Below are 11,591 nucleotides of genomic sequence, written 5' to 3'. Positions count from 1 at the left end.
GCCGTAGGGCAGCAGGGCCATCTCCCGGGCGTTCTTGATCGCTCGGGCGAGGCGGCGCTGCTGCTGGGCCGTGACGCGGGTGACCCGGCGGCCGCGGATCTTCCCGCGGTCGGAGACGAACTTCCGCAGCAGATCGGTGTCCTTGTAGTCGATGTAGGTGATCTTCGCCGCGTCCAGCGGATTGGGGCGGGACTTCAGCGGCTTGTGGGGGACTTGGCGACGGGCCATGAGGATTCCTTGCGGGTCGGTCAGGAAACGGGGTCGAGGAGGGTGTCGAAGGCGGCGGGAAGCGTCTTCCACGCCTCCCGCCCCGCCGCGTACTCGGCGTCGGTGAGCAGGCAGGACTCGAGGAGCCGTGCCAGGCCCTGACGGTCGAGGGCGGGTGAGGTGAAGACCAGGTGCTGGCAGCAGTCGCCGTGCTCGGGGTGCCAGTCGAGGGCGGCGGCCGCCCTGCGCACCGGCGGGACCAACTCCCAGGCGGCGTCCGGGAGGGAGGCCAGCCAGGGTCCGGCGTTCTCCACGCACAGGGCACCGCCCGCGGCGTCCCAGGCCAGCAGGGTGTCGGGCCGGTCGGCGAGCCAGAACCGGCCGCGGCTGCGGGCGGCGACGCAGCAGAGGTCTTCCAGGGCCTCGTAGAGCCTTTCGGGATGGAACGGGCGGTGGCGGCGCCAGACGAAGGTGGTGACCCCCGCTTCCTCCGCCTCCTGCGGCAGCAACGCGCAAGCGGGGTGCTGCGCGGCGGCCGCCGCCTCCACGTCGAAGCCGGCGAGGGCGGCCCGGGCCAGCTCCAGGGATCCGGCCGGCACCCGGCGGGCGGTCGGATGGAGCTGGGCGAGCAGGGCGTGGTCCTCGTCGTCCGCATCCGCGCTGTCGACGAGGGCGAGTACGGGCGCGTACTCCAACTGCCGCGCCCAGGTGTCCCCGACGGTCCGCCGGTCCGTCGCGGCCGCGGCGAGACCCACGTCCGCCAGGTCGTCGCCGTTGACGAGGTAGGGCAGGACGAGGGCCGGGTCGACCGCGGTGATCACCCCGGTGAGCTCGAGCGCGCCGGCGCCGTGCGCGACCACGACCTCGGCCATCGCCCGGGGCTCGACCGAGTCCCAGAGCTCGACCACGGCCAGCCGGGTCGTGCCGCCGTGGGCCAGCCGCTCCAGCTCGGGCACGAGGTCCTCGCGCAGCGCGCAGCAGGCGCAGTCGTTGACCAGCGGGGCCTCGCCGCGGGACAGCTCGCCGGAAGCGTCGCGCACCAGGCGCAGGACCGTGCCCGCGGCTGCCGTGGCCAGGTCGTGGTGGACCGCGACGCTGTCCGGCACGGTGCGCAGCAGCTGTTCGACCACCTCCTTGCGGGCCTCGGAGTGGAGCCCGCCCACGATGACGACGGGCAGGGTCATGCCGTGCTCCCGTAGCGGCGCTCGAAGCGTTCGACGCGGCCGGCGGTGTCCAGGACCCGGGCCGTGCCCGTGTAGAAGGGGTGGCTCGCCGAGGAGATCTCGACGTCGATGACGGGGTAGGTGTTGCCGTCCTCCCATTCGATCGTCCTGGCGTGCTGTTCGCCGGCGGCCGTGGAGCGGGTGAGGAAGGCGAAGTCGGCGGCCTTGTCGCGGAAGACGACGGGGCCGTAGGCGGGGTGGATTCCGGGCTTCATGTCGGTGTCCTTCGGGCAGGGGCGGGCGGCGGGCGGGTCAGCGTTCTTCGCGGAAGTCCACGTGCCGGCGGACCACCGGGTCGAACTTGCGCAGCACCAGCCGGTCCGGGTCGTTCCGGCGGTTCTTGCGGGTGACGTAGGTGTGGCCGGTGCCGGCCGTGGAGCGGAGCTTGACGATCGGGCGTACTTCGTTGCGTGCCATGCCGCTACTATACGGGAATGGAAATCATTTCCAATAACTGATTCCGTCCAGAGAGGGGCTGGTGGCACGCCATGTCCGCCCACTGTCAGCTGACCGGAGCCCAGCCGGGGTTCGGCAACAACATCTCCCACTCGCACCGGCGCACCTCCCGCCGCTTCGACCCCAACATCCAGCGCAAGCGCTACTGGCTGGCCGGCGAGGGCCGCTTCGTACGCCTGACCCTGAGCGCGAAGGCGATCAAGACCGTCGACGTGATCGGCGTCGAGGCGGCCGTGGCCCGGATCAGGGCCCGGGGGGTGAAGGTCTGATGGCGAAGAAGAGCAAGATCGCGCGGAACGAGAGGCGCAAGGCGGTCGTCGAGCGGTACGCCGCCCGGCGGGCCGAGCTGAAGGACCTCGTGCGGCGCCCGTCCTCGACGGAGGCCGAGCGAGCCACCGCTCTGGCGGAGCTGCGCAAGCAGCCCCGCGACGCCAGCGCGACCCGGGTGCGCAACCGGGACGCCGTGGACGGTCGCCCCCGCGGACACCTCCGGAAGTTCGGACTCTCCCGCGTCCGGATGCGCGAACAGGCCCACGCCGGCTTCCTGCCCGGAGTCACCAAATCCTCCTGGTAGCCCTGCCCGCGGGGTGACCCGGCGCGGCCGTCGACCCCGCGGTTCCCGGCCCTCCGCTCGTCGGCGGAGGGCCGGGGCGTGCGAGCCGTGGGCCGTGTCCTAGCATGTCGCGCATGTCGCGACGCCTCCCGCCGCCGCTCCGGACGTGGTCCGGGGCGCTTCTGGTGTGCGCGCTCCTGCTCTGCCTGACGGGGCTGGCCCGTCCCGCGATGGCGAGGGCGATGGCCATGCCGGGGTCGATGGACATGGGCATGGACATGGACATGGGTGTGACCGCCGCCGGAGGACACTCCGCCGGGCCGGCCGCCAGGGGAACGGGCGCTGTGGAACCGGCCGCTGTGGGTACGGCCGTCGAGGACGCGGCCGCCGTGGGAACGGCGGGTCACAGCACCGACTGCCCGACGCCCACGGAGCATTGCGCGACGGCGCGGGCCGTCCTCGCCCAGGGAGGCCCGGCGGGTCCTGCTCCGCTCCTCGCGCTGCTCGTGACGGACCGGGCCGCTCCCGCGCCCCCGGACGCGGAGCCCAACGCCCCGCCCGGGACGGCGGATCCTCCTGATCTCCACCGGTTGTGCGTGTCACGGACGTGACGGACCGCCGCTCGTGAGGCATCCCCGCCAGGGCCCTCACGGGACGCCGCGTTCCCCATGTCCGCCTCGGCGCGCCCGGATTCCCGTGTGTGCGTGCCGTCGTCGCAGAACTGGAGCAACGACGCATGCCGTCGTCCGTAGCCTTGTTGATCACCGGTGCGAGCACCGGTCTGCTCGCCGGTGGTGCTTCGTGCGCCGCCGTCCAAGGGGGCCTGCTGGCCGGCGCGGTGACCCGCCGCCTCACCTCCGCCCGGAGTTCCGCCCGGAACGGCTCCACCCGGAGCGGTTCCACCCGTACGTCCTCCCGGAAGGCCGTGCCGGCCGTCGAGCCGGCCGCGCCCCTGGCGCCGGTCGGGGCCTTCCTCGTCGGGAAGTTGCTGTCCCACACCCTGCTCGGTGTCCTGCTCGGCGTCTTCGGCAGTGCGGTGCGGCCCGGCCCGCGCGCCCAGGCCGTGCTGATGCTGGCCGCCGGACTGCTGATGGTGCTCTTCGCCCTGGACCTCTTCGGGGTCAGGGGGGTGGGCCGGCTGGTTCCCCGGCCGCCCGCGTCCTTCGGCCGTCTGCTGCGCCGCAGTACGAAGACCGACTCCGCCGTCACGCCCGCGCTGATCGGCTTCGCCACCGTGCTGGTGCCGTGCGGGGTGACGCTGTCGATGGAGCTGCTGGCGATCACGTCCGGCTCGGCCGTGGCGGGCGCGGCGGTCATGGCCGGGTTCGTACTCGGGACGTCACCGCTCTTCGCGCTGCTCGGCTACCTGTTCCGGCGCGGCAGCCAGGCCCTGTCGGGCCGGCTGGCCGCGCTCACCGGCGTCGTCGTGCTGGCCGTGGCCGTGTGGACCATGGCGTCCGCGCTCCAGGCGGGCGGCTGGGTCACCTTCACCACGAAGGACGAGAAGGCGGCCGCGAGCGGGCCGTTCGTGGTCCAGGGGGTCCCGGAGAACGATCCCGTGTACGACGCCGGAGCGGGAGGGCAGGCGGGGGATCGTGCCCCGGTCGTCACCGACGCCTCCGGGAAGCAGATCGTCACCTTGACGGTCACCGACTTCTACGTCCCCACGCGGTTCACGGCGAAGGCCGGCGTACCCACGACGCTGGTCCTGCACGGCAAGGACTCGGGTGGCTGTGCCCGGGCCTTCACCATCCCCGAGCTCGGTGTCCAGGAGATCGTCAAGCGTGACGGCGACACCGAGATCGACCTGGGCACCCGCGGTCCCGGCATCCTGCGCTTCTCGTGCGCCATGGGCATGCAGAGCGGCGCCATCGAGTTCAAGAAGGAGCTCCAGTGAAGTTGTTCAGCCGCAGGGTCAGGGGCAAGGCCGAGCCCGGGGGAGACGTCGGGAGCGGTGCCGGTGCCGGTGCCGGCACCGCATCCGGCGGGCCACGGGTGACGCTCCTCGTCGAGGGCATGCACTGCACCTCCTGCGGGCTCCTCATCGACGACGAGCTGGAGGAACTCCCCGGCGTGCGCTCCGCCCGTACCGATGTGCGTGCCGGACGCACCGTCGTGGTCCTGGAGGCGGACGCCGTCGTGGATCCGGCGGCTCTGGTCGCCGCCGTCCGGGCGGCGGGGGAGTACACCGCCCGGCCGGCCGGCTGACCGGCCGCACCTGGCCGCGTTGGAGGGGCTAGAAGGCGCCGAAGCCGATGGTGCGGCCGTCCTCCTCGATGGACTCCACGCCCGGCATCGCGTGCAGGGCCGCGACCTGGCCGGGGCTCAGCCGGGCCGCGAAACCGTGCAGGGCGGTGCGGTAGACGTGGACCGGGGTGACGCCGGCCATCCGCGCCACCTCGGCCGGGTTGAGGTCCTCCCGCACGGTGACGATGTACGTGGTGTGGACGTCGGCGGCCGTGCGGGGTACGGGCTCGGGTACGGCGGCGGCTGCCGCGTAGCCGGGCAGTGCGGTGACGGCGGCCAGTACGGCGACGGCCACGGGCAGGGTCCGGCTCAGACGGTTGCGCATGCGCCGAGGCCATCACGCCCGGCGGGGCCGGTCAAAGACGTCCACGGGTGTGGCGGGGGCACGGGGAGCGCACCAGCCGTGCGCCCCCCGGCTAGGTGGCGGGCCGTACGGGTGATCTCGCCGGGGCCGTCGCGGGGCCGTCCCTACGCGGACGCGGCCCTGACCGCGCAGCGGGACAACCCTTTCTGCAGTTTGTGCGACAGGGGGTCCCGCCCGGGGTGCCGGACGATCGGCCAGGTGGTGCCGGTGGTTCAAGCCGCGCCGGGGCGGCACCGATGGAACGGGGGCCGCCCCCGCGGCGGCGGCAGCCGTGACGGGGGCGCTCACCCATGCCGACCTTCCACCCCCTCAGGGAGTTCTGTCCATGCGCCTGCTCGCACGTCTGGCCACCGCCGCCCTCATCACCGTGACCCCGGTCGCGGCCGGTACGGCCTCCGCCGCGGCCCCGGAGCCGACCCCGGCGCCCCTGTACACCTCCGCGAACGCGGTGCCCGGCAAGTACATCGTGACCCTGGAGAAGGGGGTGGACGCCGCCAAGGCCGCACAGAGGATGGACCTGAAGCCGTCGTTCGTCTACAGCTCCGCGATGAACGGTTTCGCGGTGCAGCTGACCCCGCTCCAGCTGACGATCGTCCGCAACAGCCTGGGCGTGAAGTCGGTCGAGCAGGACGCCAAGGTGCAGTCCGCGCCGATGCCGGCCTCCACGGCCGGTACCCGGGCCCCGTCCTCCTCCTGGGGACTGGACCGGATCGACCAGAAGCAGCTGCCGCTCGACAACAATTTCTCCACGGAGGGCAACGGCGCGGGCGTGACCGCGTACGTCCTCGACACCGGCATCGACTACGCCCACGACGAGTTCGGCGGGCGCGCCACCTTCGGTTACGACGCCGTCGACGCCCTGGCGAAGGGGCAGGACTGCAACGGCCACGGCACGCACGTGGCCGGCACGCTCGGCGGCAGGACGTACGGGGTGGCGCGCAAGGTCAGCCTGGTCAGCGTCCGCGTGCTCGGCTGTGACGGTGCCGGGGAGCTCTCGGGGATCATCGCCGGCCTGGACTGGGTGGCCAAGAACGCCAAGCAGCCGGCCGTGCTGAACGGCTCCCTCGGAGGGGACAAGTCCGATGCCGTGAACAACGCCGCGGACGCGGTGTCCGACGCGGGTGTGCTGCCGGTCATCGCGGCGGGCAACTCCTCGATCGACGCCTGCAACGTCTCCCCGGCCTCGGCGAGCAGGGTGCTGACGGTGGCGGCGAGCAACCAGTGGGACGAGGAGACCGACTTCTCCAACTACGGCCGGTGCGTCTCCGTCTACGCGCCCGGCCAGGCCATCGTCTCGGCGAAGCTCGGCGGCGGCTCCGTCGCCCTGAACGGCACCTCCATGGCCGCCCCGCACGTGGCGGGGGTCGCCGCCCTCTACAAGACGGCGCATCCGTCGGCGGAGCCGTCGGAGGTCGCCGAGTTCATCGACAGCGAGTCCACCAAGGACGTACTGAACAGCGTCAGCAAGAGCAGCCCGAACCGGCTCCTGTTCACCGGCGGGCTCTGACCGCTCGGACCACCCCGTACCCCGTCCCGGGACTGACCCGTCCCGGGACGGGGTACACACTCCGGCAAGCTGACGTCGGGGGGCGCGGATGGGTCGGGCACTGCGGGTGGGGCTGTTCGTAGTTCTGGCGGGCCTGTTCCTCTGGTACGCCTCGTACTTCACGACCATCGTGGTCTGGGAGCTGCGCAAGATCTTCTCCTGGCTCGCCGCGCCCCTGCTGTGGGCCGGCATCGTCACGGTGCTCTGGCTGCTGGTGAAACGGCTCCGCGGGAAGCGGCGCGACGCGGTCGCGGGCCGTGGCGGCGGCGGTGGCGGTGGTGCGGCGGCCTTCGGATGGCTGTGCGCAGTCCTCGGGCTGGGCGTCGCGGTCTGGTGGCTGGTGTACGGCGCGTACCTCCAGGACCGGGAGTACATGCACGACGTGCGGATCGTGACCGAGGCGGTGCCCGAGCTGTCGGCCCGGGCGCCCTACGTGGTCGGCAAGGCGCAGGCCGCCCCGCACCTGGGCGACGTCACCGGCGAGATCTCCGACATCACCTACCTGCCGGACTCGGACCGGTTCGCGACCCTGGTCGAACGGCGAGGCTGGCTGTCCGGATACGAGGTCGGCCTCGTGCAGGACATTCCGCTCGGCGGCAACAGCCGTACGCAGCAGCGGTGTTCGTTCGACGTGGATGTGGCGGACGCGCGGATCGGCGGCTGGTTCAGCCACAACCTCGGCCGGAAGATCTCGGCGAAGAAGCGCTGGCTGCGCTTCGAGCCCGGCGACGCCTACGTGACCTGCTCGGGGGAGACGCCCATCGTCGTCGTCCCGCTGAAGCGTCAGACCGGGACCTGGGTGGTGACCGAACGGCCGGCCGGACTCGCGCTCTACGACGGGCGGACCGGAAAGCTCACGATCACGGCCGACACGGCCGCGGTGCCGGGCCCGTCCTATCCGCTGAGCCTCGCCGCCCGGCAGCGCGAGGGGACCGCGGCGGTGGGCAGCTTCGCCGACTGGTGGTTCGAGCGCAGCGGCTGGGACGAGTCCGAGGACGGCGCCAACCAGGGCAACGAGTCGGAGTTCACCCTGCAGTACGGCGACGCGAGCGGGCGGAGCGCGTACGTCACCCCGCTCACCCCGCAGGGGTCGGCCAGCTCGGTCGTGGCCGTGTCGACGGTGCCGACGCGCCACCAGGGCGGCAAGCTCGCCCCGATGACCGTCCACCGGCTCAGTCCGACCTGGTCCTCGCCGAAGGCGCTCGTCGCACTGATCAAGGCCGAGTACCGGGACGTCTGCTGCTACAACGACGACCGGGTGTTCGAGGTCGTGCCCACCGGCGGCAGCACGTGGACCGCCACGGTCGGCAGCGAGCAGAACATCCGCTACCGGGTGGAGGGCAGGGGCCAGGTGGACGGCCGCGAGGCCACCTGCCTGAAGGCCGCCGACGGCGCCCTGATCCGCTGCGCGTACGCGGCCCCCGGCTCCCCGGAGGAACGCGAACTCCAGCGCAGGGAACAGGAGAAGCAGAAACAGAAGCCCGAGACCCCGACGGCCCCGGGAGACCTCGGCGCCTACACCCCCGACCAACTGGCCGACCTGCAACGCCGGGTCTCGGAGGAACTCATCCGCCGCCTGAAGTCCGGCTAGGCCGGCTAGGCCGGCTCAGCCTCCGGCGGTCGCCGACCAGGTGCGGGTCAGGGCGGTGAAGGCGCGGGCCGCTGCGCTCTGGTACGTGGACTCGCGGCGGAGGAGGGTGACGGTGCGTGGGGGGAGGGGCGGGGTCAGGGGGACCGGGTGGAGGTGGGGGTGGGTGTGGGTGAGGGCGTCGGGGAGGACGGTCGCGAGCGGTGTGCGCTGGACGATCTCGGTGAGGGCGTTGATCGAGTTGGCCTCCACCGCGATGCGGGGTCGTACGTGGTGTGCGGCGAAGTGGGCGTCGATGTGGCCGCGGGTGACGAAATCGCCGCTGAGCAGGGCCAGCGGCTGATCGGCGAGCCCGTCCAGCGGGAGCGGCTCGGTGCGTCCCGCGTGGGGGTGGGGGGTGCCCACGACGAGGCCGAGGGTCTCGGTGAACAGGTCGATGCCGGTGATGCCGGGCAGGTGGGTGCCGCTGAAGGCGATGCCCAGGTCCAGGGCGTCGGTCAGGAGCGCGCTCTCGATCTGGTTCTGCGTCAGTTCCTTGATGTCCAGGGCGATTCCCGGGTGTTGGGCGTGCAGGAGTGCGGTCAGCGGGCCGATCAGGTACGCGGTGAAGGTGGGGGTCATCGCGAGCCGCAGGGTGCCGGCCGAGAGGTCCTGGACGTCGAGGACGGCGCGTTCGGCGGCGGCCAGGTCCCGTAGCGCGCGGCGTGCGTGGCGGGCGTAGACCTCGCCGGCGTCGGTGAGCCGCACCGTACGGCCCGTACGGTCCAGCAGCTGGACCCCCACCGACCGTTCGAGCTGCTTGATCTGCTGGGACAGCGTGGGCTGCGAGACGTGCAGCTCCTCGGCGGCGCGGGTGAAGCTCGCGTGCTCGGCCACGGCGAGCAGATAGCGCAGATGACGGAGTTCCGGTGCCATGAGACCGACTATAGATGAGAGTGATAGGAGTCATGGAAATCATGACTTGGACTCTATGAGTGCAGGTCATGCATGGTGGAACACGTCGACCTCATGGGGCCGGCCCCCACCGAAGGGAGTGACCATGCATGACCTCACCGAGGGCGTCGCACGCTTTCAGCAGGACGTCTTCCCGGCCAAGGCGGAGCTCTTCGCCCACCTGGCGACCACGCACCGTCCGACGACGCTGTTCATCGGCTGCTCGGACGCCCGCGTCGTACCGGAGCTGATCACCCAGCGCGAGCCGGGCGAGCTGTTCGTCATCCGCACCGCGGGCAACCTCGTCCCCGCCTACGCCACCGGCTCCGACGGGGTCGCTGCCAGCATCGAGTACGCCGTCGCGGTCCTGGGCGTGAGCGACATCGTGGTCTGCGGGCACTCCGCCTGCGGCGCCATGACCGCCCTGGCCGACGGTCACGACCTCGCCGCCCTGCCCGCCGTCGCCGGCTGGCTCCGCAACGCGGACGCCGTGCGGTCCGGTACGGCTCCCGCCCCCGCCGGCGCCGGCTCCGAGGACAGGGTGGGCGCGCTGGTGCGGGACAACGTCGCCGCGCAGCTCGCCAACCTGGCCACCCACCCCTCGGTGGCCCGCGCCCTGGCCGGCGGTGCGCTCACCCTGCACGGCTGGGTCTACGACATCCCCACCGGCGCGGTCGCCGAAGTGGCCCCGACCGGCATGGTCGCCGGAGTCGCCGGAGTCGGCGAACTCGCCGCCGTCGGCCGCCGGGCCGTCCTCGCGGTCTGACCCGTCCCGGCCCCCCTCGGGCCACGGCCCCTCCCGCCGGTCCGCAGTACCTCCCCCCGTCAGTACGTTAAGAGAAGGAAACCTCTCATGGTGCACGCCCAGTTCGACCCCACGGCCCGCCAGAACCTCGCCCTCGCGGCCGTCGAGGCCAAGACCCGCAGGGACCTCACCTGGCGGCAGATCGCCGAGCCCACCGGCCTGTCGGTCGCCTTCGTCACGGCGGCCCTGCTCGGCCAGCACCCCCTGCCCGCCGACGCCGCCGAGGCGGCGGCCGGGATCCTGGGCCTGGACGAGGACGCGGCGCTGCTGCTCCAGACCATCCCGACCCGCGGGTCCATCCCCGGCTCGGTGCCGACCGACCCGACCATCTACCGGTTCCACGAGATGCTCCAGGTGTACGGGACCACGCTGAAGGCCCTGGTCCACGAGGAGTTCGGCGACGGCATCATCAGCGCGATCAACTTCAAGCTGGACGTCAAGAAGGTCGCCGACCCCGACGGCGGCGAGCGCGCGGTCATCACCCTGGACGGCAAGTACCTCCCGACCAAGCCGTTCTGAGCCCCCACGGCGCCCAGCGCCCGGCGCCCGCCCGGCCCGGGTCAGTCCTCCGTGAGGACGAAGTGCGTCCCGCGGCCCTCGGCGTCCACGTGGACGACGTGGCTTCCCACCCGCACGGTCTGGGTGCCGGCGGCGGTCCAGGACCCGTCCGGGCCGCCGCTGCCGGGCAGCGGTGTCCAGACCTCGAGGAAGGTGCCGCCGTCGAGGTTGGTGCCGGTCTCGATCATGCGGGAGCCGTCTGCGCGCAGGGTTCCCACGTCGTGGCCGGGCTCGCCGACGTCGTGGTGGAAGGTGACCTGCCCGTCCTGGTAGGAGGTCGTCCCGGCGAACCCGCGGCTGTCCGCGTAGAAGGTGCCGGACTGGAGCCACACGATGTGCCCGGTCTCCAGGAGCGGGCCGCCGTCACGGCTGATTCCGGCGCGCAGCCAGGCGCCGCGGGAGGGTGCGTCCATGGTCCCAGGGTGACAGAGCCCGACTGCGTGGCGCGGTGCCGCCGTGCTTTACGATCGCGGTCCGACGAGAAGGGTCAGATGTGAACAGCGCATACAAGGACGTCCCGCCCACCACCCTCGCCGACCTCCTCGGCCGCGAGCAGGTCATGGACATCGGGATCCGCCCGCTGTGGGACTCGCCCCGCGTCGCCGGCCCGGCGTACACCGTGCGCTGCGAGCCCGGTGACAACCTGATGCTGCACGCCGCCATCTACCGCGCGGAGCCCGGATCGGTCGTCGTCGTGGAGTCGGGCGACGTGGACTACGCCCTGGCCGGCGGCAACGTGTGCGCCGTCGCCCAGCGCCGGGGCATCGCCGCCTTCGTGGTCGACGGGGTCATCCGTGACCTCCGCGAGGTGCGCGAAGCGGGCTTCCCCGTGTTCTCGCGCGGTGTCATCCCGATCCCGGGGACGAAGAAGGGGATCGGCTCGCTCGGCGTGCCGGTCCGGGTCGGCGGAGTGACCGTGCACCCGGGCGACATCGTGGTCGCCGACGAGGAGGGCATCGTCGTCACGCCCGCCGCCCGCCAGGAGGAGATCCTGCTCGCCGCGCGGGCCAAGGTGGCCAAGGAGGCCGAGGAATCCCTGGACGACTGGGAGGAGCAGCACCGCTCCCGGATCGAGAAGGCGCTGAACGACCTGGGCTTCACCGGCTGACCC

Annotated in this window: 17 protein-coding genes; 10 read left to right on the top strand and 7 right to left on the bottom strand. The window is 72.5% G+C overall.

Features of this window, described 5'->3' with window-relative positions:
- The 4 genes from rpsR to rpmG all read right to left on the bottom strand — a co-directional run.
- Nucleotides 1-228: 30S ribosomal protein S18 (gene rpsR, locus ACWGDE_RS29375; RefSeq protein ID WP_453392057.1), on the bottom strand; the 228-nt coding region annotated here is incomplete at its 3' end.
- Nucleotides 229-248: 20 nt separating this feature from the next.
- A complete protein-coding gene (locus ACWGDE_RS29370) occupies nucleotides 249-1,391 on the bottom strand; it encodes a CobW family GTP-binding protein (protein WP_453392056.1) in 1,143 nt (380 codons plus the stop codon).
- The gene (locus ACWGDE_RS29365) at nucleotides 1,388-1,645 is read right to left on the bottom strand and encodes a type B 50S ribosomal protein L31 (RefSeq protein ID WP_453392055.1); all 258 of its coding nucleotides are present in this window, start codon (nucleotides 1,643-1,645) and stop codon (nucleotides 1,388-1,390) included. Before ACWGDE_RS29365 ends, ACWGDE_RS29370 begins: the two co-directional genes overlap by 4 nt.
- 37 nt (nucleotides 1,646-1,682) lie before the next feature.
- Nucleotides 1,683-1,847 carry a 50S ribosomal protein L33 gene (gene rpmG / locus ACWGDE_RS29360; protein WP_390791200.1) on the bottom strand — a complete coding sequence of 55 codons (165 nt, stop codon included), beginning with the start codon at nucleotides 1,845-1,847 and terminating at the stop codon, nucleotides 1,683-1,685.
- A 71-nt stretch (nucleotides 1,848-1,918) separates the two neighbouring features.
- On the opposite strand from rpmG, the gene rpmB reads away from it, so the two are divergent.
- From rpmB to ACWGDE_RS29335, 5 genes are all read left to right on the top strand, one after another.
- On the top strand, nucleotides 1,919-2,155 hold the full coding sequence (rpmB, locus tag ACWGDE_RS29355; RefSeq protein ID WP_453392054.1) for a 50S ribosomal protein L28: 237 nt from the start codon (nucleotides 1,919-1,921) through the stop codon (nucleotides 2,153-2,155).
- Entirely contained in the window at nucleotides 2,155-2,460 is a 306-nt protein-coding gene (gene rpsN, locus ACWGDE_RS29350; protein ID WP_453392053.1) for a 30S ribosomal protein S14, read from the top strand. Before rpmB ends, rpsN begins: the two co-directional genes overlap by 1 nt.
- A 113-nt stretch (nucleotides 2,461-2,573) precedes the next feature.
- Nucleotides 2,574-3,050: a hypothetical protein gene (locus tag ACWGDE_RS29345; protein WP_453392052.1), complete on the top strand. Its 477-nt coding sequence runs from the start codon at nucleotides 2,574-2,576 to the stop codon at nucleotides 3,048-3,050.
- A gap of 125 nt (nucleotides 3,051-3,175) precedes the next feature.
- The gene (locus ACWGDE_RS29340; RefSeq protein WP_453392051.1) at nucleotides 3,176-4,336 is read left to right on the top strand and encodes an urease accessory protein UreH domain-containing protein; all 1,161 of its coding nucleotides are present in this window, start codon (nucleotides 3,176-3,178) and stop codon (nucleotides 4,334-4,336) included.
- Nucleotides 4,333-4,647 carry a heavy-metal-associated domain-containing protein gene (locus tag ACWGDE_RS29335; RefSeq protein ID WP_453392050.1) on the top strand — a complete coding sequence of 105 codons (315 nt, stop codon included), beginning with the start codon at nucleotides 4,333-4,335 and terminating at the stop codon, nucleotides 4,645-4,647. The genes ACWGDE_RS29340 and ACWGDE_RS29335 overlap by 4 nt, the downstream gene beginning before the upstream one ends.
- A gap of 28 nt (nucleotides 4,648-4,675) precedes the next feature.
- Here the strand turns inward: ACWGDE_RS29335 and ACWGDE_RS29330 are convergent, their stop codons facing one another.
- The gene (locus ACWGDE_RS29330) at nucleotides 4,676-5,011 is read right to left on the bottom strand and encodes a protease inhibitor I9 family protein (RefSeq protein WP_453392049.1); all 336 of its coding nucleotides are present in this window, start codon (nucleotides 5,009-5,011) and stop codon (nucleotides 4,676-4,678) included.
- 364 nt (nucleotides 5,012-5,375) lie between these two features.
- On the opposite strand from ACWGDE_RS29330, the gene ACWGDE_RS29325 reads away from it, so the two are divergent.
- Both ACWGDE_RS29325 and ACWGDE_RS29320 read left to right on the top strand, forming a co-directional pair.
- Nucleotides 5,376-6,557: a S8 family peptidase gene (locus ACWGDE_RS29325; RefSeq protein WP_453392048.1), complete on the top strand. Its 1,182-nt coding sequence runs from the start codon at nucleotides 5,376-5,378 to the stop codon at nucleotides 6,555-6,557.
- Between the two features lie 88 nt (nucleotides 6,558-6,645).
- Nucleotides 6,646-8,187 carry a hypothetical protein gene (locus ACWGDE_RS29320; RefSeq protein WP_453392047.1) on the top strand — a complete coding sequence of 514 codons (1,542 nt, stop codon included), beginning with the start codon at nucleotides 6,646-6,648 and terminating at the stop codon, nucleotides 8,185-8,187.
- A gap of 15 nt (nucleotides 8,188-8,202) precedes the next feature.
- Here the strand turns inward: ACWGDE_RS29320 and cynR are convergent, their stop codons facing one another.
- The gene (cynR, locus tag ACWGDE_RS29315; RefSeq protein WP_453392046.1) at nucleotides 8,203-9,099 is read right to left on the bottom strand and encodes a transcriptional regulator CynR; all 897 of its coding nucleotides are present in this window, start codon (nucleotides 9,097-9,099) and stop codon (nucleotides 8,203-8,205) included.
- 124 nt (nucleotides 9,100-9,223) lie between these two features.
- Between cynR and ACWGDE_RS29310 the strand changes: the two genes are divergently transcribed.
- Together ACWGDE_RS29310 and cynS are read left to right on the top strand one after the other, a co-directional pair.
- Nucleotides 9,224-9,883 (top strand): carbonic anhydrase, encoded by a 660-nt coding sequence (locus ACWGDE_RS29310; protein WP_453392045.1) that lies wholly within the window; start codon nucleotides 9,224-9,226, stop codon nucleotides 9,881-9,883.
- A gap of 87 nt (nucleotides 9,884-9,970) precedes the next feature.
- Nucleotides 9,971-10,441, top strand: coding sequence for a cyanase (gene cynS, locus ACWGDE_RS29305; protein ID WP_453392044.1), 471 nt, complete (start codon nucleotides 9,971-9,973; stop codon nucleotides 10,439-10,441).
- A gap of 41 nt (nucleotides 10,442-10,482) precedes the next feature.
- Here cynS and ACWGDE_RS29300 read toward each other — a convergent pair whose 3' ends face one another.
- Nucleotides 10,483-10,893 (bottom strand): hypothetical protein, encoded by a 411-nt coding sequence (locus ACWGDE_RS29300; protein ID WP_453392043.1) that lies wholly within the window; start codon nucleotides 10,891-10,893, stop codon nucleotides 10,483-10,485.
- Nucleotides 10,894-10,973: 80 nt separating this feature from the next.
- On the opposite strand from ACWGDE_RS29300, the gene ACWGDE_RS29295 reads away from it, so the two are divergent.
- Nucleotides 10,974-11,588 carry an RraA family protein gene (locus tag ACWGDE_RS29295; protein WP_453392042.1) on the top strand — a complete coding sequence of 205 codons (615 nt, stop codon included), beginning with the start codon at nucleotides 10,974-10,976 and terminating at the stop codon, nucleotides 11,586-11,588.
- Nucleotides 11,589-11,591 lie beyond the last annotated feature (3 nt).

Source organism: Streptomyces sp. NPDC054956 (genome assembly GCF_053609185.1).
This window is presented reverse-complemented; position numbering and strand designations above follow the sequence as displayed.